The organism is Acidimangrovimonas sediminis, assembly GCF_002871005.1.
In the GTDB taxonomy this organism is placed as follows: Bacteria; Pseudomonadota; Alphaproteobacteria; order Rhodobacterales; family Rhodobacteraceae; genus Acidimangrovimonas; species Acidimangrovimonas sediminis.
In genome coordinates this window covers 21,636-43,432 of sequence record NZ_PHSN01000020.1, presented here as the reverse complement: position 1 = coordinate 43,432, position 21,797 = coordinate 21,636, and the positions used below count along the sequence as shown (strand labels likewise).

Annotated in this window: 23 protein-coding genes; 15 read left to right on the top strand and 8 right to left on the bottom strand. The window is 67.2% G+C overall.

Annotated features, from left to right (window positions below):
* Nucleotides 1-13: 13 nt before the first annotated feature.
* Complete coding sequence (locus CVV76_RS17805) at nucleotides 14-373, bottom strand: hypothetical protein (RefSeq protein WP_102226034.1); 360 nt, start codon at nucleotides 371-373, stop codon at nucleotides 14-16.
* A gap of 248 nt (nucleotides 374-621) precedes the next feature.
* On the opposite strand from CVV76_RS17805, the gene CVV76_RS17800 reads away from it, so the two are divergent.
* From CVV76_RS17800 to CVV76_RS17790, 3 genes are all read left to right on the top strand, one after another.
* Entirely contained in the window at nucleotides 622-828 is a 207-nt protein-coding gene (locus tag CVV76_RS17800) for a cold-shock protein (protein WP_102226033.1), read from the top strand.
* Between the two features lie 223 nt (nucleotides 829-1,051).
* On the top strand, nucleotides 1,052-1,648 hold the full coding sequence (locus CVV76_RS17795; RefSeq protein ID WP_102226032.1) for an SAM-dependent methyltransferase: 597 nt from the start codon (nucleotides 1,052-1,054) through the stop codon (nucleotides 1,646-1,648).
* A 107-nt stretch (nucleotides 1,649-1,755) separates the two neighbouring features.
* Nucleotides 1,756-3,138 (top strand): MATE family efflux transporter, encoded by a 1,383-nt coding sequence (locus tag CVV76_RS17790; protein WP_102226031.1) that lies wholly within the window; start codon nucleotides 1,756-1,758, stop codon nucleotides 3,136-3,138.
* A gap of 42 nt (nucleotides 3,139-3,180) precedes the next feature.
* On the opposite strand, the gene CVV76_RS17785 is transcribed toward CVV76_RS17790, so the two are convergent.
* Nucleotides 3,181-3,609, bottom strand: coding sequence for a hypothetical protein (locus tag CVV76_RS17785; protein ID WP_102226030.1), 429 nt, complete (start codon nucleotides 3,607-3,609; stop codon nucleotides 3,181-3,183).
* Nucleotides 3,610-3,626: 17 nt separating this feature from the next.
* On the bottom strand, nucleotides 3,627-4,829 hold the full coding sequence (locus CVV76_RS17780; RefSeq protein ID WP_102226029.1) for a pyridoxal phosphate-dependent aminotransferase: 1,203 nt from the start codon (nucleotides 4,827-4,829) through the stop codon (nucleotides 3,627-3,629).
* Between the two features lie 103 nt (nucleotides 4,830-4,932).
* Between CVV76_RS17780 and CVV76_RS17775 the strand changes: the two genes are divergently transcribed.
* From CVV76_RS17775 to CVV76_RS17765, 3 genes are all read left to right on the top strand, one after another.
* A complete protein-coding gene (locus CVV76_RS17775; protein ID WP_102226028.1) occupies nucleotides 4,933-5,337 on the top strand; it encodes a helix-turn-helix domain-containing protein in 405 nt (134 codons plus the stop codon).
* On the top strand, nucleotides 5,334-5,609 hold the full coding sequence (locus CVV76_RS17770; RefSeq protein WP_199178645.1) for an FAD assembly factor SdhE: 276 nt from the start codon (nucleotides 5,334-5,336) through the stop codon (nucleotides 5,607-5,609). Before CVV76_RS17775 ends, CVV76_RS17770 begins: the two co-directional genes overlap by 4 nt.
* 195 nt (nucleotides 5,610-5,804) lie before the next feature.
* Nucleotides 5,805-6,302, top strand: a complete 498-nt coding sequence (locus tag CVV76_RS17765; protein WP_102226027.1) for a MarR family winged helix-turn-helix transcriptional regulator — start codon at nucleotides 5,805-5,807, stop codon at nucleotides 6,300-6,302.
* A gap of 58 nt (nucleotides 6,303-6,360) precedes the next feature.
* Here the strand turns inward: CVV76_RS17765 and CVV76_RS17760 are convergent, their stop codons facing one another.
* Complete coding sequence (locus CVV76_RS17760; protein ID WP_102226108.1) at nucleotides 6,361-6,789, bottom strand: VOC family protein; 429 nt, start codon at nucleotides 6,787-6,789, stop codon at nucleotides 6,361-6,363.
* Nucleotides 6,790-6,988: 199 nt separating this feature from the next.
* Here CVV76_RS17760 and thyX point away from each other — a divergent pair, with 199 nt between their 5' ends.
* The 4 genes from thyX (at nucleotide 6,989) to parE (ending at nucleotide 10,691) form a co-directional block, all read left to right on the top strand.
* Nucleotides 6,989-7,894, top strand: coding sequence for an FAD-dependent thymidylate synthase (gene thyX / locus CVV76_RS17755; RefSeq protein WP_102226026.1), 906 nt, complete (start codon nucleotides 6,989-6,991; stop codon nucleotides 7,892-7,894).
* 58 nt (nucleotides 7,895-7,952) lie between these two features.
* Entirely contained in the window at nucleotides 7,953-8,192 is a 240-nt protein-coding gene (locus tag CVV76_RS24740; protein WP_146010327.1) for a hypothetical protein, read from the top strand.
* On the top strand, nucleotides 8,189-8,515 hold the full coding sequence (locus CVV76_RS17750; protein WP_102226025.1) for an arsenate reductase family protein: 327 nt from the start codon (nucleotides 8,189-8,191) through the stop codon (nucleotides 8,513-8,515). Before CVV76_RS24740 ends, CVV76_RS17750 begins: the two co-directional genes overlap by 4 nt.
* 217 nt (nucleotides 8,516-8,732) lie before the next feature.
* Complete coding sequence (gene parE / locus CVV76_RS17740) at nucleotides 8,733-10,691, top strand: DNA topoisomerase IV subunit B (protein WP_102226024.1); 1,959 nt, start codon at nucleotides 8,733-8,735, stop codon at nucleotides 10,689-10,691.
* A 202-nt stretch (nucleotides 10,692-10,893) separates the two neighbouring features.
* Here the strand turns inward: parE and CVV76_RS17735 are convergent, their stop codons facing one another.
* On the bottom strand, nucleotides 10,894-12,327 hold the full coding sequence (locus CVV76_RS17735; RefSeq protein WP_102226023.1) for a M20 family metallopeptidase: 1,434 nt from the start codon (nucleotides 12,325-12,327) through the stop codon (nucleotides 10,894-10,896).
* Nucleotides 12,328-12,572: 245 nt separating this feature from the next.
* Here CVV76_RS17735 and pstS point away from each other — a divergent pair, with 245 nt between their 5' ends.
* The 4 genes from pstS to pstB all read left to right on the top strand — a co-directional run bounded on the left by pstS (nucleotide 12,573) and on the right by pstB (nucleotide 16,427).
* Nucleotides 12,573-13,619, top strand: a complete 1,047-nt coding sequence (gene pstS, locus CVV76_RS17730) for a phosphate ABC transporter substrate-binding protein PstS (protein ID WP_199178644.1) — start codon at nucleotides 12,573-12,575, stop codon at nucleotides 13,617-13,619.
* Between the two features lie 120 nt (nucleotides 13,620-13,739).
* A complete protein-coding gene (gene pstC / locus CVV76_RS17725) occupies nucleotides 13,740-14,711 on the top strand; it encodes a phosphate ABC transporter permease subunit PstC (RefSeq protein ID WP_102226021.1) in 972 nt (323 codons plus the stop codon).
* A gap of 13 nt (nucleotides 14,712-14,724) precedes the next feature.
* Complete coding sequence (gene pstA / locus CVV76_RS17720) at nucleotides 14,725-15,570, top strand: phosphate ABC transporter permease PstA (RefSeq protein WP_102226020.1); 846 nt, start codon at nucleotides 14,725-14,727, stop codon at nucleotides 15,568-15,570.
* An 86-nt stretch (nucleotides 15,571-15,656) separates the two neighbouring features.
* On the top strand, nucleotides 15,657-16,427 hold the full coding sequence (gene pstB, locus CVV76_RS17715; protein WP_233193014.1) for a phosphate ABC transporter ATP-binding protein PstB: 771 nt from the start codon (nucleotides 15,657-15,659) through the stop codon (nucleotides 16,425-16,427).
* A gap of 210 nt (nucleotides 16,428-16,637) precedes the next feature.
* Here pstB and CVV76_RS17710 read toward each other — a convergent pair whose 3' ends face one another.
* Both CVV76_RS17710 and CVV76_RS17705 read right to left on the bottom strand, forming a co-directional pair.
* Nucleotides 16,638-17,618, bottom strand: coding sequence for a YcjF family protein (locus tag CVV76_RS17710; RefSeq protein WP_102226019.1), 981 nt, complete (start codon nucleotides 17,616-17,618; stop codon nucleotides 16,638-16,640).
* On the bottom strand, nucleotides 17,615-19,033 hold the full coding sequence (locus tag CVV76_RS17705; protein WP_102226018.1) for a YcjX family GTP-binding protein: 1,419 nt from the start codon (nucleotides 19,031-19,033) through the stop codon (nucleotides 17,615-17,617). The genes CVV76_RS17710 and CVV76_RS17705 overlap by 4 nt, the downstream gene beginning before the upstream one ends.
* 83 nt (nucleotides 19,034-19,116) lie before the next feature.
* Here CVV76_RS17705 and truA point away from each other — a divergent pair, with 83 nt between their 5' ends.
* A complete protein-coding gene (gene truA, locus CVV76_RS17700; protein WP_102226017.1) occupies nucleotides 19,117-19,887 on the top strand; it encodes a tRNA pseudouridine(38-40) synthase TruA in 771 nt (256 codons plus the stop codon).
* A 1,210-nt stretch (nucleotides 19,888-21,097) separates the two neighbouring features.
* Here truA and CVV76_RS17695 read toward each other — a convergent pair.
* Nucleotides 21,098-21,784 (bottom strand): adenylate kinase, encoded by a 687-nt coding sequence (locus CVV76_RS17695; protein WP_102226016.1) that lies wholly within the window; start codon nucleotides 21,782-21,784, stop codon nucleotides 21,098-21,100.
* Between the last annotated feature and the right edge of the window lie 13 nt (nucleotides 21,785-21,797).

Below are 21,797 nucleotides of genomic sequence, written 5' to 3'. Positions count from 1 at the left end.
GACTTGCTGGCGCTTAATGCGGGTCCGGCCGAATCGCCATCAGCGCGAAAAGGCCGCCGATGCCGCACATGGCGATCGGGAACATCGTGAAGACCCCGTATCCGAAGGCGTAATACATCCCCGCGGCCGAGGCGATCAGCAGCACGCCCGCGGCGATGTTCTGTGACCGCGCCATCGCGCCACCGGCGATCGCGAGGATCGGCGCGATCAGGCTAACTACACGAATTAACTGCGGATTATCGACCTGATGGGCGAGGTCACCGACGTCGTTGCCGAACATATCGACGAACACGGTGTAGCCGTAGCTGAAAAAGCCCACCAGCATGCCCCAGAGGCCGCCGATGATGCCGAGGATCAGTGCCGCGTTGCGCATGCGTGCGCCTCCTGCAAACGTCAGGCCGATATAGGCACTTCGCGGCGCCCTGCAACGCCAAGGCCCCGGACGGCCTCCGTGTCATTGAATGTTTTCTTGATTTTTTCGTGAGTTCGGTCATCATTTTTCAGCGTGACAACAGACTTTCTGCGCGACCGCCTCCTGATTCAGGCAGCCGGAAGACTCGAAGGACCTGGCTGCACGGCCCGCGGCAATCCCGCCGGGGGAAACTGATAGGGAGAAACGGCATGCCCACCGGCACCGTGAAGTGGTTCAACAGCACCAAGGGTTATGGCTTCATCGCGCCCGACGATGGCGGCAAGGACGTGTTCGTGCACATCTCTGCGGTCGAACGCGCCGGCCTCAAGGGCCTGAACGACAACCAGAAGATCGGCTACGAACTGCAGGCCGGCCGCGACGGGCGGTCCTCGGCCTCGGATCTCAAGCTGCTCTGACAGCGGAACGGCCGGGCGCCTGCCTGCCGACCGCCGCTTCGAGGCCCGGGCAAGCCCGGGCCTTTTGCGTTGCCGGGCGGCTGCCCCGGATCACCGCGCCGGGTTCCTGCCCGCCCCGCTTGCCGGGGTCCGGGCCGCGCCCTACCTGACCGCCACGGAAATGGCCACGGGAACGTCTGCAACAACGGCCACAGCAACGGCCACAGCAACGGGGGGATCTGCCATGTGGAACGACCGCTACGCGAGTGATGCCTACCTCTTCGGAACCGAACCCGCGGCCTTCCTGCGGGCTGAGGCGGAGCGCATCCCGCCCGGGTCGCGCGTTCTGATGGTGGCCGACGGCGAGGGGCGCAATTCGGTGTACCTTGCCGGCCTCGGCCACGAGGTGACCGCGATGGATGGCGCGCCGAACGCCGTCGCCAAGGCCCGCAAGCTTGCCGCGGCGCGCGGCGTCACGGTGGAGTTCCACGTCGCCGACATCGGCACCTGGGACTGGACACCCGAGGCCTATGACGCAGTGGCCGCGATCTTCATCCAGTTCGTCGGCCCCGAGGCCCGGCGCGCGGTCTTCGAGGGGATCCGCCGCACCCTGCGCCCCGGCGGAATCCTCTTGCTGCACGGCTACACGCCGAAACAGCTCGACTACGGCACGGGCGGACCGAAGGCGGTGGAGAACCTCTATACCGAGGATCAGCTCAGGGCCGAGCTGCCGGGCTTCGAGATCGACCGCCTCGAGGCCTATGAGGCCCATGTCGACGAGGGCGAGGGCCATTCCGGCCAATCCGCGCTGATCGACTTCGTCGCGCGCAAGGCCGGCTGAACGGCGCCGACGGGCGGGGGGACGGGACAGAGCCGTGCCTGAGCGGCTTTTCACCGTCGCTCACGTTGGCGCTGGACTGGTGCACGGGGCTCGGCTAAGGGGCAAGTATGGTGCAGGACAGGACATTCCGCGCCGAGCTTCGCGCGACGCTGGGGCTTGGCCTGCCGCTCATCGGTTCGAACCTTGCGACGATGGCGCTGGGGATCACCGACACGGTGATGCTGGGCTGGTACTCGGTGCCGGCCCTGGCCGCGAGCACGCTGGGCTTTTCCTTCTATTTCCTGCTCTTCATCCTCGGCAAGGGCTTCGCCATGGCGGTGATGCCGATGGTGGCCGAGGCCGCCTCCTCCGGCGACCAGACCGAGGCGCGGCGCGCCACGCGGATGGGGCTGTGGCTGTCGCTGGCCTTTGCCGCGGTGTCGATCCCCGTGACCTGGCATTCCGGCGCGATCCTGCTTGCGCTGGGGCAGAAGCCCGCGCTGGCAATGGAAACCCAGGCCTACCTGCGGGTCTTCGGCTTCGTCGTGGTGCCCGCGCTGATCGTGCAGGTGCTGATCGCCTTCCTTGCCGCGATGGAGCGGGCACGGATGATCCTCTGGGCCACGATGACGGGGGCGGTGCTGAACGGGATCCTCGACTACGGCCTGATCTTCGGCAATTTCGGCCTGCCCGAGATGGGCCTTCAGGGCGCGGCGATCGCCTCGCTCTCGACCCAGACACTGATCCTGGTGTTCGCGGTGGCCTTCGTCACCGTGCCTAAGGAATTCCGCGCCTACCAGCTTTTCGTGCGGTTCTGGCGGCCGGACTGGCAGGCACTGGGGCAGGTGTTCCGGCTGGGCCTTCCGATCGGCATCACCAGCCTCGCCGAGGGCGGGCTGTTTTCGGCCACGGCGATCATGATGGGCTGGATCGGCACCGTGGCGCTGGCCGCGCACGGGATCGCGCTGCAGATCGCCTCGATCGCCTTCATGGTGCATGTCGGCCTGTCGACCGCCGCCACCGTGCGCACCGGCCGCGCCCAGGGCCGGCGCGATGCGGCCGGCCTGCGGCAGAGCGCGCAGGCCGCGCTGATCCTCTCGGCCGGGTTCGGGCTGATCTCGGTCGCCGCGATGCTGGCGCTTCCGCACCAGCTTCTGGGCCTGTTCATCGACCCGCATTCCGAGTTGAAGCCCGAGATACTCGCATTCGGCACGCGCCTTCTGATGGTGGCGGCGCTGTTCCAGCTGACCGACGCGGCGCAGGTGATGGCGCTGGGGCTGCTGCGCGGCCTGCGTGACACGCGGGTGCCGATGATCCAGGCGGCGATCAGCTACTGGCTGGTGGGGATCCCCGCCAGCTACGTGCTGGCCTTCCCGCTCGGGCTGGGGGGCGTCGGCGTCTGGCTTGGCCTCGTCGTCGGGCTCAGCCTGGCCGCGGCGATGATGATGACCCGGTTCTGGCGCCGCGCACCGCGGCCCGCGGCCGAGGGCGTCCCCGGCGTGCCGGCCTGACCCACCAGCCATGGCCGCCCCGGGGCCGGGCCTGGACCGCGCTCACTCCGTCTCCTCGTCCTTCGCGCCCTGCTTGCCCATGATCCGCTCGGCCTTCTTGCGCACGAGGACCGAGCGCAGATCGTGCATCGCCAGCAAAAGCGCGTCGGTCACCATCTCCAGCTGCGGATCGGTGGCCTTCGACTGCACCCATTGCGTGGTGAGGTTGAGGTAATCCACCGCGCGATGAATGTCGTCGATGTCGCGCCGGGCCAAAAGCGCCCGCCGGGCCGCCAGCCAGTCGCGGATCGCCTTCGTCTCCTCGCGCGAGAGGGTGCGGTCGCCCTGCGGCTTGATCTCGCCGTTCTTGACGTTGACGACCGCGATCTGGTCCATCTCGATCCGGCGCTGGCGGTTCTCGGTATCGACCCGGAAAACCGCCGCGCCATTCTCGCGGATACGGAAGTAGAACTCGGGGAGTTCGCCCGCCATCCCTGCCCCTTCTGCCCCTATTGCAGACCCTTGCAGAAGGTCTGGATCCGCGTGCACGCGTCTTTCAGCGCCTCGTCCGAGGTAGCGTAGCTGACGCGGAACGCCGGCGAAAGACCGAAGGCCGCGCCGAACACCACGGCCACCCCGGTCTCTTCCAGCAGCGCGGTGGCGAAGGCCTCGTCATCCGTGATCTTCGCGCCGCCGGCAGAGGTCTTGCCGATGCAGCCCGAGATATCGGGATAGACGTAGAAAGCCCCCTCCGGAACCGGACAGGTGACGCCCGGCGCCGCGTTCAGCATCTCGACCACAAGGTTGCGGCGGCGCTGGAAGGCGGCGCGGCTTTCGCCGATGTAATCCTGCGGGCCGTTGAGCGCCTCGACCGCGGCCCATTGGCTGATCGTGCAGGGGTTCGAGGTGGATTGCGACTGGATCTTGGCCATCGCCTTGATCAGCTCCACCGGGCCGGCGGCATAGCCGATGCGCCAGCCGGTCATCGCGTAGGCCTTGGAGACGCCGTTGCAGGTCAGCGTCCGGTCATAAAGGCCGGGCTCCACCTGTGCAGGCGTGCAGAATTCGAAATCGTCGAAGACGAGGTGCTCGTACATGTCGTCGGTCAGCACCCAGACATGCGGGTGGCGCATCAGAACGTCGGTCAGCGCCTTCAACTCGTCGCGCGAATAGCCCGCGCCGGTCGGGTTCGACGGCGAGTTGAAGATGAACCACTTGGTCTTGGGCGTGATCGCCGCCTCGAGCGCCTCAGGCGTCAGCTTGTAGGCGTTCTCCATCGGGCAGGGCACCGCGACCGGCTCGCCGCCCGCAAGCAGCACCATGTCGGGATAGCTGACCCAATAGGGCGCGGGAATGATCACCTCGTCGCCCGGGTTCAGCGTGGCCACCAGCGCGTTGTAGAGCGTCTGCTTGCCGCCAGTGCCGACCGAGATCTGGTTCGGCTGATACTCCAGCCCGTTCTCGCGCTTGAACTTCTCGCAGATCGCGCGCTTCAGCTCCGGCAGGCCGTCGACCGCGGTATACTTGGTCTTGCCGGCGTTGATCGCGGCGATCGCGGCCTGCTTGATGTTGTCGGGCGTGTCGAAATCCGGCTCGCCTGCGCCAAGGCCGATGACGTCGCGCCCGGCGGCCTTCAGCTCTCCCGCCTTGGTGGTGACAGCGATGGTCGGCGAAGGTTTCACGCGCGAAAGCTGGTCGGACAGGAACGGCATTGGGGAGGGCCTCCGGTTTGATGTTGCCGGAGACCTGTCTTAGGGTGCGCTCCGACCACGATCAAGTGGCCCCAGAGGCTCCGGCGGAAGTGGAGGGACGAGAATGACGGACGAAAGCACGAACGGCGGCTGGTACAGCGAAGAGGCCGCGACCTTCGGCGACCGGCTGGCCGGCGCGCGCGAGGCGGCGGGCATGACGCAGGAGGATTTCGCCCAGCGGCTGGGGGTCAAGCTCAAGACCGTCCATGGCTGGGAGGAAGACCTGCGCGAACCGCGCGCCAACAAGCTCCAGATGATGGCGGGCATGCTCAACGTCTCGATCATGTGGCTGCTGACCGGGCGCGGCGAGGGGCTGGACGGCCCGGTGGAGCCGGAGCGGCTGGACCCCAGTGCCGAGAGGCTGCTGACCGACCTGCGCAAGGCCCGCACCGACGCGCAGGACCTTGCGGAACGGATCGGACGGATGGAAAAGCGCCTGCGTACCCTGTTGAAGGAAAACCCGCTGTGAGCGAGACGCAAGACAACCGGCTGAAACGACTGAAGATGCGATCCTGGCGCCGCGGCACCAAGGAGATGGACCTGATCCTCGGCCCCTGGTCGGACGCGCATCTCGCGTCGCTCGATCCGGCGACGCTCGATCTCTACGAGGTGCTCCTCGACGAGAATGACCAGGATCTCTACCCTTGGATCACCGGCCAGTCGGCGGCACCCGAACGGCTTGCCCCGCTGCTCGACAGGATCGGGGTCTTCGCGCGCGACCGGCTGCGCGCCCGCCCCTGAGCCCCCTGACAGGTCTGGCCCTGACAGGTCTTGCCCCTCCTCAGCCCCGCCGGGTGCCCCGTCGTGGCTACGGCATGCCCCCGGCGGGGTCCCCCCTGCCGCCGGCGATGGGCCGCACGGCGGCTTAGGGCCGGATTAACCTTATCTTTCCGTTTCCGCGCCAGGGTGCCCCCGCAGACCCCGACGGAGACCAGGATGAGCATGCACGCACAGGCGGCACGGGCGCCGGGCCCGGCCTACATGGACAGTTACCTCGACAGCCTTGGCCTCATCGAACGGCTTCACCGCCTGCTGCTTGACGTCATCAAGGACGAGTTCGAACGTCTCGGCGTGCTGGAAATCAACGCGGTGCAGGCGCTTTTGCTGTTCAACATCGGCGATAACGAGGTGACCGCGGGGGAGCTCAAGAGCCGCGGTTACTACCAGGGCTCGAATGTCAGCTACAACCTCAAGAAGCTGGTCGACCTCGGCTACATGCACCACGAGCGGTCCGAGGTCGATCGCCGCTCGGTCCGCGTGCGCCTGACGCCGCGGGGCGACCGGATCCGGCAGATCGTGACCGAGCTTTTCGCGCGCCAGTCCGAGGGGATGGAAAGCAAGGGCGTGCTGGCGATCGACGGGCTCGACCGGCTGAACGGCTCGCTGCGCCTGATGGAACGCTTCTGGACGGACCAGATCCGCTACATCTACTGACCGGGCCGCGCCCGGCTCACGGCGGCGCCCCGTTGCCGGGGCACCGCCAATGCCGCACCTACCAGTGGCCGGTGTTGCCCATGCTGGCCCAGGGCTCGGCCGGCGCCAGCGCGTCGCCGGCCTGCAACAGCTCCACCGACACGTTGTCGGGGCTGCGGACAAAAGCCATGTGGCCATCGCGCGGCGGGCGGTTGATCGTCACGCCGTTCTTCTGCAGGTGGTCGCACATCTCGTAGATGTTCTCGACCCGGTAGGCGAGATGGCCGAAATGCCGGCTGTCCGACGGCAGCCCCTCGTCCCCGTCCCAGTTGTAGGTCAGCTCGACCGGGCAATCCTCGTCCCCCGGCGCCGCCATGAACACCAGCGAGAAGCGGCCCTTATCGTTGTCGATCCGCCGCGTCTCCTGCAGCCCCAGAAGCTCGAAGAACTTCTTCGTCGCCTCCAGGTCTTTCACCCGCACCATCGTGTGGAGATATTTCACCTGCATCCGTTCCTCCGTCATCTCATGTCCTTGTCGGCCCATGAGATAGCACACCGGGCCGCCGTGTCAGCCCCGGCCGGGGACGATCCTGTTGCCCCAGCGCCGCCTTTGCAAAACTATACCGGATATGGATGTTCCCCTGGGCGCACCCCATAGATATAGTCGCCCTCTGATCTCACCGACTCGCCCGCTGACAGGAGCCCCCATGCCGCTGACCCAAGACCAGATCGCCGAGATCGAGGCCGCCCGCGCCACCTCCCGGACGACGCTCCGCGCCGTCAGCGAAGGGATGGAGGCGCATCTCTACAAGGCGCACGAGGTGCTCGACCACGGATTCGTGCGGGTGATCGACTACATGGGCGACGATTCGGCGATCGTGCAGGCCGCGCGCGTCAGCTACGGCGCGGGCACCAAGCATGTGTCGAACGACGAGGGGCTGATCCGCTACCTGATGCGTCACTGGCACTCGACCCCCTTCGAGATGTGCGAACTGAAGCTGCACGTGAAGCTGCCGGTCTTCGTCGCCCGCCAGTGGATCCGCCACCGCACCGCCAACGTGAACGAATATTCGGCCCGCTATTCGATTCTCGACCGGGAGTTCTATATCCCCGCGCCCGAGCAGCTGGCCGCGCAATCCACGGTGAACAACCAGGGCCGGGGCGAGGTTCTGACGGGCGAAGAGGCGGCCCGCGTGCTGGAGCTTCTCAAATCCGACGCCGGCCGCGCCTACGATCATTACGAGGCGATGCTGAGCCAAGAGGGCCAGCAGGGCCTCGCGCGTGAGCTGGCGCGGATGAACCTGCCCGCGAACATCTACACCCAATGGTACTGGAAGGTGGATCTTCACAACCTCTTCCACTTCCTGCGCCTGCGCGCCGACGCCCACGCGCAATACGAGATCCGCGTCTATGCCGACGCGATCTGCAAGGTCGTGGCCGACTGGGTGCCGCTGGCCTACGCCGCGTTCGAGGATTACCGGATGGGCGGCGCGACCCTGTCGTCGAAGGCGCTGGAGTGCGTCCGGCGGATGCTCAAGGGCGAAGAGGTCACGCAAGAGACCTCGGGCATGTCCAAGGGCGAGTGGCGGGAGTTTATGGGGGTGATCGGGTGAGGCCCGTTTGAGCGCGCTTTGCCAAAAGGATGGAATGTTTCCGCATTAGGAGAGGTTGATGCTCAAATGGCTTCTTGGTGGGTGCGGCTGGCTTCTCTGCGTAGCATCAGTCACAAACATTGCGATCAAGCTCTTCGGTGCAGATGAGGCAGTACGGCGCTATGCGGGGACGTCTCGCAATCGCGCCTCGCCTTTTCTTATACTGGCGATAGCTCTCATTTTTCTGGGAATCTCTGAAGTGCTTGCACGGCTCGATAGACTTTTGACGCAAGACGACCGGAAGGCAGAAAATCAATGATCCTCTACGGCATCCCCACCTGCGACACCTGCAAGAAGGCCCTGAAGGCGCTGCAAGCCGCGGGCCATGAAGTGACCTTCCACGACATCCGCGCCGAGCCGCTGACCGAGGACGAATGGGCGCCCTTCATCGCCGAGTTCGGGTCGAACCTCGTGAACCGCAAGTCCACCACATGGCGCGGGCTGTCGGACTGGCTGCGCGAATCCGACACCGATGCGCAGCTGCTGGCCCAGCCCACCCTGATGAAACGCCCGCTCATCGTCGACGGCGAAAAGATGACGCTGGGGTGGGAGACCTCGGAACAAGCCGCCTGGGGGCTCTGACCCACGCGGCGCGCGCGGCATCGCCTCCCATACCGTAGGGTGCGCTTCAGCGCACCTTCGCCCCCCCCTACCTCTGCCCCTGCCCCGACCGCCGCCGCCGCCGCCCTGGGCACCTGCGCGTGCGCCACCCCCAGATCTGGGCATTTGCCTTGATCGGCGCCCCCAAGGATGGGATAGTCGCCGGAACCAATCCACAAGAATCCGAGCACACCACCCGATGGCCGACGACCTCCTCTCCGCCGACGAGTCCACCAATTACGACGCCTCCTCGATCGAGGTGCTCGAAGGGCTGGAACCGGTGCGCAAGCGCCCCGGCATGTATATCGGCGGCACGGACGAACGCGCGCTGCACCATCTGGTGGCCGAGATCCTCGACAACTCGATGGACGAGGCCGTCGCGGGCCATGCCACCCGGATCGAGGTGGAGCTTGCGGCCGATTACACCATCACGATCCGCGACAACGGCCGCGGCATGCCGTTCGATCCGCACCCGAAGTTTCCGGGCAAGTCGGCGCTCGAGGTGATCCTGTGCACGCTGCACGCGGGCGGCAAGTTCTCGGGCAAGGCCTACCAGACCTCGGGCGGCCTGCACGGGGTCGGCGCCTCGGTGGTGAACGCGCTTTCCGACAAGATGCGGGTCGAGGTGGCGCGCAACCGCGAGCTGGTGGCGCAGGAGTTTTCCCGCGGCATTCCTCAGGGGCCGTTGCAGCATCTGGGCCAGACGCCGAACCGGCGCGGCACCTCGACCTCCTTCCACGCCGACGAACAGATTTTCGGCCACCTCCGCTTCAAGCCCTCGCGGCTGTTCAAGATGGTGCGGTCGAAGGCCTACCTCTTCTCGGGGGTGGAAATCCGCTGGAAATCGGCGATCGAGGATGGCGACACGCCGATGGAGGCGACCTTCCACTTCCCCGGGGGCCTCGCCGATTACCTGAACGAGACGCTGGGCAGCACCTCGACCTATGCCGACCGGCCGTTCGCGGGCCGGGTGGAGTTTCAGGAAAAGTTCAACGTGCCGGGCCGGGTGGAATGGGCGATCAACTGGACGCCAATGCGCGACGGCTTCACGCAGAGCTACTGTAACACCGTCCCCACGCCCGAGGGCGGCACGCACGAGGCCGGGTTCTGGGCCGCGATCCTGAAGGGGATCCGCGCCTATGGTGAGCTGGTGAACAACAAGAAAGCCGCGCAGATCAGCCGCGAGGATTTGATCGGCGGCGGCTGTGCCCTGATCTCGGCCTTCATCGCCGAGCCCGAGTTTGTCGGCCAGACCAAGGACCGTCTGGCCACGACCGAGGCGCAGCGCCTCGTCGAGGGGGCGGTGCGCGACCATTTCGACAACTGGCTGGCGTCCGACACCAAATCCGCCGGCGCGATCCTCGATTTCCTCGTTCTGCGCGCCGAGGAACGGCTGCGGCGGCGGCAGGAGAAAGAGACCGCGCGCAAATCGGCCACCAAGAAGCTGCGCCTTCCCGGCAAGCTTGTGGACTGCTCGGCCACGAACCGCGACGGGACCGAGCTGTTCATCGTCGAGGGCGACTCGGCCGGCGGCTCGGCCAAGATGGCGCGCAACCGGAATACCCAGGCGCTGCTGCCACTACGCGGCAAGATCCTGAACGTGCTGGGCGCGGCCTCGTCCAAGCTCGGGACCAACCAGGAGATCAACGACCTGTCGCAAGCGCTTGGCACCGGGCTGGGGACGAAGTTCCGCCTCGACGACCTACGCTATGACAAGATCATCATCATGACCGACGCCGATGTCGACGGGGCGCATATCGCCTCGCTCCTGATGACGTTCTTCTTCACCCAGATGCGGCCGCTGATCGACCAGGGGCACCTCTACCTCGCCTGCCCGCCTCTGTTCCGCCTGACGCAAGGGGCAAAGCGGATCTACGCGCTGGACGAGGCGGAGAAGGAGACCTGGTTGGCCAAGGGTCTGGGCGGCAAGGGCAAGATCGACGTGTCGCGCTTCAAGGGTTTGGGCGAGATGGACGCCAAGGACCTGAAGGAAACCACGATGGACCCGAACTCGCGCAAGCTGATCCGGGTGACAATCGACGAGGACGAGCCGGGCGAGACCGGCGACCTCGTGGAACGGCTGATGGGCAAGAAGCCCGAACTGCGGTTCCAGTACATCTCGGAGAACGCCCAGTTCGTGGAAGAGCTGGACATCTGAGCGCCCCGAGCGCTTCGCACTGGCGCGCCTCATACGCCCTTCGGCACTTGCGTCGAGCGCGGCGGCGGGGGCGCTGCCCCCTGCACCCCCGGGATATTTCCACTCAGAAGAAGATCAAGAGCTTTCTGGCCTTCTTCTGAGTGGAAATATCCCACGGGGGTCCGGGGGTGTGAAACCCCCGGCAGCCTGAAAAGGCTGACAATTACTCCGCGGCCACCTTGCGCGGCTGGAGCGGCGGCTGCACCTCATCCGGCATCGGGCAGGTGTAGGGGTTGGCCGAGAGATAGGTGGCGTGCGCCTCCTTGGCAGCCTTAAGCAGCTCGGGCTTCTCGATCAGCGCCTGCGCGGTCGAGGCCATGACCTTGGCAGCGTGGATCATCCCCTTGTGGGCCATCGGGCTCTTGCCCTGTGCCGTCATCTGCCAGGTGTGCAGCGGCGTGCCCACGGCGCAGGTCGAGACCCGCGCCTGCACGGTCGGCACCGCCCAGCTCACATCGCCCACATCGGTCGAGCCTTCGCCACCGACATGCGGCCGGACCAGCGGTGCCACGAAATCGGCCAGCGGCAGGTCCATCCTCGGCGCCGCGCCCATCTTCTTGAACGAGGCCGCGATATGCCCGGGTGTCAGGGTCGCGCGGATCTTTTCGGCAAAGGCCCGGTCCTCGGCGTCGAACTCCGGCGCGCCGAGACGGTCGAAGGCCGCCTGCATCGTCTCCGACAGCACCCGGTTTTCCAGCAGGTTCGACACGCCGGACACGACCTTGCGCGTCACCTGCGTCTCGGTCATCAGCGCCGCCCCCTGGGCGATCTTGTCGACGCGGGCAATCAGATCCTGCAGCGTGGCCAGGTCCGAGGCACGCACCAGCTGGCGCACCGTGGCCTTCGCCTGCACCACGTTCGGCGCCACCCCGCCCGCATCGAGATAGGCATAGTGGACACGGGCCGAATCCGGCATGTGCTCGCGCATGTAGTTGACGCCGATGTTCATCAGCTCCACCGCGTCGAGGCCGGAACGCCCCAGCTCGGGCGCCGCCGCGGCATGGGCAGACCGGCCAGTGAAGGTGTAGTCGATACGCGAATTGGCAAGCGAGATCGCGTCATCCACCCCGTTCAGCGACGAGGGATGCCAGGTGATCGCAGCGTCCACGTCATCGAAGCAGCCCGCGCGTACCATGAAGGTCTTGGCCGCCCCGCCCTCTTCCGCCGGGCAGCCGTAGTAGCGCACCCGCGCCTTGATCCCGCTCTCGGCCAGGTAGTCGCGCAGCGCCACCGCCGCCAGCATCGAGGCCGCGCCAAAGAGGTTGTGGCCGCAACCATGCCCCGGCCCCACCTTGCCGCCCGCGGGCGAGGGCTCCACCACGCCGGCCTCCTGCCCCAGTTCCGGCAGGGCGTCGTATTCGCCGAGGATCGCGATCACGGGCCCCTCCTCGCCCGCCTCGCCCATCATCGCCGTGGGAATCCCGGCAAGGCCGCGCGTCAGGCGGAAGCCCGAGGCCTCCAGCTGCGCCGCGTGGGCATCGGCCGAGGCATATTCGGTATAGGCGATCTCGGGCGTATCGAAGACCTTGTCGGACAGCGCCGTGAAGTCGGGCCCGTGCCCCTCGACGATGTCCCAGATGCGGTCGGTGTTCTGCATGGCTTGCTCCTTGACGGGCGCCGGAGGAGGCCGGTCCGCCCTCTGGCCGCCGACGCTAGGCCCGGCGCAGGCCGGCCACAAGCCGCGGCCATGCCGCTTCCGGCCTGATCACCTTTCCGTGATTGAACGTGATGCCCGGTGATGCCGAGTGTCATGTAGGCGTCGTACTCGAACCGTATCCGGCACTCACTTCATCCCCGGGGGCTGCTCTCCGGGCAACCTCGTCCCTGACCAGGAGACTGACAGTGAGCTTCATCAAGACCATCGTTGCGGGCACCGCTGCCGCGGCCTTCACCCTCGGCATGGCCGCGACCGCGCAAGCCGACATCTCGGGCGCCGGCTCGAGCTTCATCTACCCCGTGTTCGCGAAATGGGGCGAAGCCTACAACAAGGCCACCGGCGTCAAGCTGAACTACCAGTCGATCGGCTCGGGCGGCGGCATCAAGCAGGTGACCGCCAAGACCGTGACCTTCGGCGCCTCGGACAAGCCGCTCGACGACGCGACGCTGGCCAAGCAAGGCATGACCCAGTTCCCGATGATCTCGGGCGGGATCGTCATGATGTACAACATCGACGGCGTGAAGCCGGGCCAGCTCGTCCTCGACGGCAAGACCGTCGAGAAGATCTACATGGGCGACATCACCAAGTGGAACGACCCGGCGATCAAGGCGCTGAACAAGGACGTCACGCTCCCGAACGAGCCGATCGTCGTCGTGCACCGCTCGGACGGGTCGGGCACCACCTTCAACTTCACCAACTACCTGTCGAAGATCTCGAAGGACTGGGACGACCAGGTCGGGTCGGACACCGCCGTCGAATGGCCGACGGGCCTGGGCGCGAAGGGTTCGGAAGGCGTCGCCAACATGGTCAAGCAGACCAAGGGCGCGATCGGCTACAACGAATATGCCTACGTGATCCAGAACAAGCTGGGCTATTCGAAGATGATCAACAAGGACGGCAAGGTCGTGTCGCCGTCGCTGGAAACCTTCGCCTCGGCCGCGGCCAACGCCGACTGGAAAGGCGCGAAGAACTTCCACGTGATCATCACCGACCAGCCGGGCGAGAAGTCGTGGCCGATCGCCGCCTCGACCTGGGTCATCATCCACAAGGACCCGAAGGACCCGAAGGCCGCGGCCGCCGCGCTGAAGTTCTTCGACTGGGCCTACAAGAACGGCAAGCCCGAAGCCAAGGCGCTCGACTACGTCGCGATCCCCGACAACGTCGTCAAGCTGATCGAGGCCTCTTGGTCCGACATCAAGGCCGACGGCAAGCCGGTGTATGCCGGCAACTGAGGCAAACGCCTTGGACTGACTTGCGGCGGGCGGGGTTGAACCCCCGCCCGTTCGGCTGTTGAAAGCCCCGGTATTTGACGCCCGAGTGACAATCGCAGAATCCATCGGAGACGCGCGACGATGACGATGACGACCATGGGCCCCGACGCGGCCCGCGACCCGAACGCCGCCACCCGGCGCCTGCAGCGGCAGGACCGGGTGTTCTTCTGGCTGGCCTGGGGATCGGCCACGCTGGTGGTGGTGGTGCTTCTGGGGATCCTGTTCTCGCTGGTGTGGGAATCGATCCCGGCGGTCAGGACCTTCGGCCTCTCGTTCCTCTGGACCGAACGCTGGAGCCCGGCCAAGGAGATCTTCGGCGCGCTGGCACCGATCTACGGCACCATCGTCACCTCGGTCATCGCCATGGTGATCGCCATCCCGCTCAGCTTCGGCATCGCGATCTTCCTGACCGAGATCTGCCCCAAGCCGCTGCGCCGCCCGATCGGCACCGCGATCGAGCTTCTGGCCGGCATCCCGTCGATCATCTACGGCCTCTGGGGCTTCTTCGTGCTGGCGCCGCTGATGCAGCAATTCGTCCAGCCCTTCCTGATCGACGTGCTGGGGCCCCTGCCGATCGTCGGCGCGCTGTTTTCCGGCGCGCCCTACGGTATCGGCATGCTGACCGCGGGCCTCGTGCTGGCGATCATGATCCTGCCCTTCATCACCTCGGTCACCCGCGACGTGTTCCAGACCGTGCCGGTTATGCTGCGCGAAAGCGCCTACGGCATGGGCATGACCACGTGGGAGGTGATGCGCCACATCGTCATCCCCTACACCCGCCTCGGCCTCGTCGGCGGCGTGATGCTGGGCCTCGGCCGCGCACTGGGGGAAACCATGGCCGTGACCTTCGTGATCGGCAACGCACACCGGGTAAAGGCTTCGCTGATGGCGCCGGGCACCACGATCTCGGCCTCGATCGCGAACGAATTCGCCGAGGCCTCGGGCAAGCTCTACTCCGCCTCGCTGGTGGAACTGGGGCTGATCCTTTTCGTCATCAGCTTCACCGTGCTGGCGCTGGCCAAGTGGCTCATCGGCCGCACCGAATCGTATTGAGAGGAGGCAGGACATGAGCACTCTCAACCCCATCACCCGCCGCCGCTACCGCCGCAACGCGGTCGCCGTCGCGCTGTCGGCCATCGCCGCCGCCATCGGTCTTCTCATCCTCGCCGCGATCCTCTGGACGCTGGTAAGCCGCGGGGTCGGCGGGCTCAGCCTCAAGGTCTTCACCGAATCGACGCCTCCCCCGGGGTCGGACGGCGGGCTTGCCAACGCGATCTACGGCTCGATCGTGCTGACGCTGACCGGCATCGTCATCGCCACCCCGATCGGCGTTCTGGCCGGCACCTACCTGTCGGAATACGCCCGCGGGTCGAAGATCGGCGAGGCCGCGAAATTCATCAACGATGTGCTGCTGTCGGCGCCGTCGATCATCATCGGCCTCTTCATCAACGCGCTGCTCGTCGTGCCCTTCGGCACCTTCTCGGCCTGGGCCGGCGGTGTCGCGCTGGCGGTGATCGCCCTGCCGGTGATCAACCGCACCACGCAGGACATGCTGGCGCTGGTGCCCAACACCCTGCGCGAGGCCGCCGCCGCCCTTGGCGCGCCGCGCTGGAAGGTGATGACCTTCGTCGTCTGGCGCGCCGCGAAAAGCGGCATTCTGACCGGCATCCTGCTGGCCGTCGCCCGGATCTCGGGCGAAACCGCGCCGCTTCTCTTCACCTCGTTCAACAACCAGTACTGGTCGACCAACATGAGCCAGTCCATGGCCAGCCTGCCCACCGTGATCTTCCAGTTCGCGATGAGCCCCTATGACGACTGGCAGCGCCTGGCCTGGGCCGGTGCCCTAATCATCACATTCGCGATCCTGGCGCTGAATATCATCGCCCGCGCCCTTGTCGACCGCCGCCGCTAGAGGCTAGCCCTATGGATACGACGCACATGAACGATCTTGCAGACCGCCCCGTGACCGATACGCTGTCTTCTCTCAAGCCCCGCCGGATGGTCGAAGACCGTCCCGTCAAGCTTGAGGTGAAGTCGCTGAACTTCCACTATGCGAACGGCCATCACGCGCTAAAGGACATCAATCTCAAGCTGCACGACAAGACGGTGACCGCCTTCATCGGGCCGTCGGGCTGCGGCAAGTCCACGCTCCTGCGCACGCTCAACCGCATCTGCGATCTCTACCCCGGCCAGAAGACCGAGGGCGAGGTGCTGCTCGACGGGCGCAACATCCTGTCGCCGAAGGAGGACCTGAACCTCCTGCGCGCCAAGGTGGGGATGGTGTTCCAGAAGCCCACGCCCTTCCCGATGTCGATCTACGAGAACATCGCCTTCGGCATCCGCCTCTACGAGAAACTCTCCAAGAGCGAGATGAACGACCGGGTGGAGGCCGCGCTGCGCGAGGCCGCGCTCTGGGACGAGGTGAAGGACAAGATCCACCAGTCGGGCCTCGGCCTCTCGGGCGGTCAGCAGCAGCGCCTGTGCATCGCCCGCGCGGTGGCCGTGAAGCCCGAGGTTCTCCTGATGGACGAGCCCGCCTCGGCCCTCGACCCGATCTCGACGGCGAAGATCGAGGATCTGATCACCCGCCTCGCCGACGATTACTGCATCGCGATCGTCACCCACAACATGCAGCAGGCGGCCCGGACCTCGGACTACACCGCCTTCATGTACCTGGGCGAGATCGTGGAGTTCGACCGGACCGAGCAGATCTTCACCGCGCCGAGCAATCAGAAGACCAACGATTACGTGACCGGCCGCTTCGGCTGATGTGGTGGGGTGCGTCGAAACGCACCCTGCCCCCTTCTGCCCGGGCGACCAGCCCGGGCAGGGCCCGACCTTCCCTCCAGTAGGGAGCATTTGGCACCTCGCCGCGCGTTCAACCGGCAGAGGGACGTGAGACGATAAAGCGAAGACCCAGGACGTCGCGAAGCGCCGCCCACCCGGGGTCGGGCGCCGCTCTCCTCGCTCAACCGAAGGTCACGTCCGTCCGAACAGCCCCGTAAGCGCCCGCCCGATCACCGCCGAGACCGACGGCCTGCGGGCCGCGCGGAACGGCAGCGGGCGGCAGACCTCCATCGCCGCGACGCCTACCCGCGCGGTCAGCGCCCCGTTCACGAAACCCTCGCCGAACCGGCGCGAGACCTTGGCGAGAAGATGCCCCCCCGCCACCGAATGCACCAGATCGTCGCCCACCGCGACCGCGCCGGTCGCCACCAGATGGGTCATCACCGACCGCGTCAGCCGCCACGACCCCAGCGTCCCCGATCGCCCGCCGTAGATCTCGGCGACCCGCCGGATCATCCGCAGGTTGGCCCCCAGCGCCGTCACCACGTCGGCCAGCGCCAGCGGCACCAGCGCGGTCACGGTGGCCACCGACCGCGCCGCGCCCTCGACCTCGCGCAGCGCCTGCGCGTCGAGCGGCGCCAGCAGCGTGTCCTCGGCCAGCGCGATCAGCCCGTCGGCGTCGAAGCTGTCTTCCTGCCGCGCCGCCAGCCGCTCGCGCCCCAGCGCGACCTCGGGCCGGTGGGCATAAAGCGCGTCGAGCTTTGCCACCACCCCGCGCGCCGCCTTCAGATCCGCCGCCGCGATCGCCTCTTCCGCCGCGCGGTGGATCGTGTCCACGCGCTTGAGCCGCGCAAAGGCCGACAGCTCGCGCGCCGCGATCACCAGCACCACCAGCACGAATGCCGCGATCAGCACCGTCGCGATCCAGCCCAGCAGCGGATACCGCGCCATCAGGTCCGTGACGAAGGTCCAGGCCGCGACCGAGATCGCGAACCCCAGGATCGACGCCAGCAACCCCCAGAACCACCGCCCCAGCCGCGACGACCTGCGCGCGGCGAAACTCGCCGCCGCCTGCATCGCCCGGCCCTCGGGCGCCTCGGCCTCGGGCACCGGGGGCGCGGCCGAGGGATCGGCCTCGTCCTCCAGCTCGAAGATAACCGGCCGCCGTGTCATGCCAGCTTGTCCCCGATCAGGAACTCCGCCGCCCGGTCAAGGCGGATATGCGGCGGCCCCTCTCCCGGCTTCAGGTTCAACCGCGCCGGGGCAAAGCCCATGACGGCATAATCGGCGTCAAGCCACCGCTCCGCCCCCTGCCGCGCCGGCGACAGAAGCCGCGCGGGATCCTCGGGCAGATCGCCCGGATACATGGCCGCCGTCCGGCCCGTCTCCATCAGCACCCCCTTCACGCAGTCGAGGCTGTGACCGCCCTGCTCCACGCTGGTCTCCACCGTCGCGCGCACACTGGCGATCGCCATGGCGGCCGTCTTGGCGCCTGCGAAATCGGCCCGGTCGCGGGCGTCGCGCACCAGCGCCTCCATGATCGCGGCCAGCCGCGCGTGCTGGGAATGGTGCAGGTGATCGGCCTTGGTCGCGGCAAAGAGGATCCGGTCGATCCGCTTGCCCAGCACGAGATCGGCCAGCCAGCGCGACCGCCCGGGGCGAAAGGCCGACAGGATCTCGGCCATCACCCGGCGCATGTCCTCCACCGCCCGCGGCCCGGCATGGATCGCACCCAACGCATCCATCAGCACCACCTGCCGGTCGAGCCGGGCAAAGTGGCTGCGGAAGAAGGGACGCACCACCTCGCGCTTGTAGGCCTCGAACCGGCGCTCGAACTCGCGCCACAGGCTGCCGCGGGCGGGCTTGTCCGGCGCGGGCAGCGGCGCGAAGGTGACGGCGGGGGACCCCGCCAGATCCCCGGGCAGCAGGAACCGCCCCGGCGTGCAATCCGAAAACCCCGCATTGCGCGCCTCGACCAGATGCGCAGTGAAGGCCGCGGCAAGCGCCTTGGCCCGGCCCTCGTCCATCGTCTCGGCACCCGTCTCGGCGCTCACCCCGCCGAGGTACTCCGCCCCGCCCGGCCGCGCCCCGATCCGGCCCAGCACCTCCGCCGACCACTCGGCATAGGTCTTTTCCATCAGCGTCAGGTCCAGGAGCCACTCGCCCGGGTAGTCGATGATGTCGAGATGCACCGTCCGCGGCCCCGACACCGACCCCAGGATCCCCGAGGGCTGCACCCGGAAGCTCAGCCGCAACTCGCTCACCGAACGGGTCGAATCCGGCCAGTGCGGCGCATCCCCGGTCAGCGCGGCCAGGTGCGTCTCGTAGTCGAAGCGCGGCACGGTATCGTCGGGCTGCGGCTGCAGATAGGCGGTGCGGATCTGCCCCTTCGCGGCGGCCCGCAGCTGCGGCATCCGGCCCCGGTCCATCAGGTTTGCCACCAGCGAGGTGATGAACACGGTCTTGCCCGCGCGGCTGAGGCCGGTGACCCCCAGCCGGATCGTCGGCTCCATGAAGGCGCCGGACACCTGCGCGCCGATCTCCTCGATCCCCCGGGTGATGCCGTCCGTGATGCTGGTGAATACCAAACCCTGCCCCTCTGCTTCAGCGCACAAGATAGGCAGGGACGGCAGCAGTTTACAGGGGGCGCGGCAACGGCTAACGGAACCGGATGCGCTACGCCCTCAAGATCGAATACGACGGCACCCCGTTCTGCGGCTGGCAACGGCAGAACGGTCAGCCCTCGGTGCAGCAGACGGTGGAAGAGGCACTCCGCCGCCTCGAACCCGACGCCCCGGGCATCGGCGCGGCGGGGCGCACCGACACCGGCGTCCACGCCACGGCGCAGGTCGCCCATTGCGACCTTGCCAAACCGTGGGAGCCGTTCCGCCTGATGGAGGCGCTGAACTACCACCTGAAGCCCGCCCCCGTGGCGGTGGTCGACGCGGCCCCGGTCGACGACGGTTTCCACGCCCGCTTCTCGGCCATGGGCCGGCGCTACCTCTTCCGCCTGATCGCGCGGCGCGCCCCCGTCACCCACGACGCGGGCCGGGTCTGGCAGGTCCGCAACGCGCTCGACCTCGCGCCGATGCAAGAGGCCGCGCGCCACCTGATCGGCCTGCACGACTTCACCACCTTCCGCTCGACCATGTGCCAGGCGAATTCCCCGGTGAAGACGCTCGACCGGCTCGACATCGAGGCACGGGATTACCCCCACGGCACCGAATTCCGTTTCCACCTCGCCGCCCGCAGCTTCCTGCACAACCAGGTCCGCTCGATCGTCGGCACGCTGGAACGCGTCGGCGCCGGCGCCTGGCACCCCGACCAGGTGAGAACCGCGCTCGAGGCGGCCGACCGCGCCGCCTGCGGCCCGGTCTGCCCGCCCCAGGGTCTCTACCTCTGCGGCGTGGTCTACGACCCCGACCCCTTCGCCACCGCCTGAGCCCCCGGCAAGACAAAAGGGGCACAGGCCAGACCCCAAGCCCGTTACCAGATGTGTCGTGCGTTCAGGGATCCGATAGCCCGCGCCGGGCCCGGCTCTTGCAGGCCCCACTCATCTGCGGCCAAGTTCGGGCGTCTCGATCGCACAGGCCCGGGAACGATCCGCACTCCACGCCGTCTGGGGCGTGCAGGCGTCTTTGAGCGGCACTCGAAAACGCCTCTGCTCGGCTGACTTGTGCGGCAGCGGCCTATTTTCGGGCAGAAGACTGCATCTGGTACATGTTCAACTGACGTGGACATCCGTTCGGTTCGGCCACGACATGCGTTCTCTTTTCATCGCCTTCATTTTCCCGCGTACCTTGGCGGGGATCTTCCCGGCAGGTGCCGTCTTCCCAATCAAACGATCACCGACGAAACCCTTGGAGGGCTGGTCGCGACCTGCCCCAGACCCGAATTTCAAATATCAGACCGGCATTCCCGAGGCGCTGGGAACTCCCCGGTCACGAGATCCGCACCAGCACCCCGACGCGGGGTATCAATACAAGTGACGAGTTCCTGCCGACCGAACCGGGAGCGAACTACGCCTTCCAATGCCAGCTTCCCGGGCAAGGCTTCGAGTCGCTCGGTTGCGGATCTCCGCAGCCTATCAGCCGGACGCCATGCTTTGCTCTCGGTGTAGATCTACCTCCCACGACCGTTCCCGGCCCGGATCGCGCGCTTCGGCAAGCTGGTCGCGCAAGCGCGTACATCGCCCGTTGCCTCGACGTGACCGATGGGCCGAAGACCTTCCCCCGCGATGCCTCGGGTGTGCCGATCGTGAAAAGCTGTGCTCCGGCGCTGACAAACCGACGAGGCCACGGCCAGCCCCTCGCCGTGCCGACCTCGAAGACCATCTTCACGGATCGAGACGGTCGCGGCGTCCGCCAGAATGAGTGGCAGCTTTGCCCACCGGGCGACCCATCGAAAGAAATGCGCTCGCAAATTTCCGCGATCGCTTGATTGTCGTGCGGGCTCAGTTGCACAGGTCAGGCCGCCACCTCGTGCAACATATCTGGCAAGGGGCTTGCCAAGGCCCACCCAACATTCTTCTGAGCGGAAATATCCCGGGGGGTCCGGGGGGCTGGCCCCCCGGCCTCTCCACCCGTGCACACCGCCAGGCCTTGGCCCGCTTCCCTGTCCGCGCCCCCCGGCCCCCGGCTTGACCGACCCGCTTAGCCCGCGACGTCCTTGACGATCCCCGCCAGCTCCGCCCGCACATCCGCGATCTCGCCCATGGCATCGACGCGCTTCAGCACGCCCTGCCCCTCGTAATAGGCAATCAGCGGCGCCGTCTGGTCGTGGTAGGCCTCCAGCCGCGCGCGCACGGTTTCCGCGTTGTCGTCGGGGCGCCGCTTGAACTCGGTGGAACCGCACTTGTCGCAGACCCCAGCCTTCGCCGGCACCTTGAAGCTGTCGTGATAGCCCTCGCCGCACTTGGCGCAGGTGTAGCGGCCGGCCACCCGGTCCACCATCGCCCCGTCGTCGACCTCCATCGAGATCGCGGCGGTGACGCTCTGCCCCGTCTCGTCGAGCAGCGCGTCAAGCGCCGAGGCCTGGCCGTCGGTGCGCGGGAACCCGTCAAGGATGATGCCGTGCGACACGTCCGGCTCGGCCATGCGGTCACGCAGGATCGCCAGCACGATATCGTCCGACACCAGCCCGCCGGCCTCCATCACCGCTTTCGCGGCAAGGCCCGCGGGCGTGCCCTGGGCGACGGCGGCGCGCAGCAGGTCGCCGGTGGAAAGCTGCACGAGGCCGAAATCCTCCTGCAGCATGCGGGCCTGGGTCCCCTTGCCGGCGCCCGGAGGCCCCAGAAGGATGAGGACCGCCGGCTTGGTCGTCACGGGCGCATCAGCCATGGCTGGTCTCCTT

Excerpts from the sequence above, each read along its gene's own strand:
- CVV76_RS17795 (WP_102226032.1), top strand. The coding sequence starts at position 1,052 with ATGTGGAACGACCGCTACGCGAGTGATGCCTACCTCTTCGGAACCGAA.
- CVV76_RS17775 (WP_102226028.1), top strand. The coding sequence starts at position 4,933 with ATGACGGACGAAAGCACGAACGGCGGCTGGTACAGCGAAGAGGCCGCG.
- truA (WP_102226017.1), top strand. The coding sequence starts at position 19,117 with ATGCGCTACGCCCTCAAGATCGAATACGACGGCACCCCGTTCTGCGGC.
- CVV76_RS17750 (WP_102226025.1), top strand. The coding sequence starts at position 8,189 with ATGATCCTCTACGGCATCCCCACCTGCGACACCTGCAAGAAGGCCCTG.
- CVV76_RS24740 (WP_146010327.1), top strand. The coding sequence starts at position 7,953 with ATGCTCAAATGGCTTCTTGGTGGGTGCGGCTGGCTTCTCTGCGTAGCA.
- pstA (WP_102226020.1), top strand. The coding sequence starts at position 14,725 with ATGAGCACTCTCAACCCCATCACCCGCCGCCGCTACCGCCGCAACGCG.
- CVV76_RS17780 (WP_102226029.1), bottom strand. The coding sequence starts at position 4,829 with ATGCCGTTCCTGTCCGACCAGCTTTCGCGCGTGAAACCTTCGCCGACC.
- CVV76_RS17805 (WP_102226034.1), bottom strand. The coding sequence starts at position 373 with ATGCGCAACGCGGCACTGATCCTCGGCATCATCGGCGGCCTCTGGGGC.
- pstC (WP_102226021.1), top strand. The coding sequence starts at position 13,740 with ATGACGATGACGACCATGGGCCCCGACGCGGCCCGCGACCCGAACGCC.
- pstB (WP_233193014.1), top strand. The coding sequence starts at position 15,657 with ATGGTCGAAGACCGTCCCGTCAAGCTTGAGGTGAAGTCGCTGAACTTC.
- CVV76_RS17790 (WP_102226031.1), top strand. The coding sequence starts at position 1,756 with ATGGTGCAGGACAGGACATTCCGCGCCGAGCTTCGCGCGACGCTGGGG.
- thyX (WP_102226026.1), top strand. The coding sequence starts at position 6,989 with ATGCCGCTGACCCAAGACCAGATCGCCGAGATCGAGGCCGCCCGCGCC.
- CVV76_RS17785 (WP_102226030.1), bottom strand. The coding sequence starts at position 3,609 with ATGGCGGGCGAACTCCCCGAGTTCTACTTCCGTATCCGCGAGAATGGC.
- CVV76_RS17800 (WP_102226033.1), top strand. The coding sequence starts at position 622 with ATGCCCACCGGCACCGTGAAGTGGTTCAACAGCACCAAGGGTTATGGC.
- CVV76_RS17695 (WP_102226016.1), bottom strand. The coding sequence starts at position 21,784 with ATGGCTGATGCGCCCGTGACGACCAAGCCGGCGGTCCTCATCCTTCTG.
- CVV76_RS17760 (WP_102226108.1), bottom strand. The coding sequence starts at position 6,789 with ATGCAGGTGAAATATCTCCACACGATGGTGCGGGTGAAAGACCTGGAG.
- parE (WP_102226024.1), top strand. The coding sequence starts at position 8,733 with ATGGCCGACGACCTCCTCTCCGCCGACGAGTCCACCAATTACGACGCC.
- CVV76_RS17710 (WP_102226019.1), bottom strand. The coding sequence starts at position 17,618 with ATGACACGGCGGCCGGTTATCTTCGAGCTGGAGGACGAGGCCGATCCC.
- CVV76_RS17735 (WP_102226023.1), bottom strand. The coding sequence starts at position 12,327 with ATGCAGAACACCGACCGCATCTGGGACATCGTCGAGGGGCACGGGCCC.
- CVV76_RS17765 (WP_102226027.1), top strand. The coding sequence starts at position 5,805 with ATGAGCATGCACGCACAGGCGGCACGGGCGCCGGGCCCGGCCTACATG.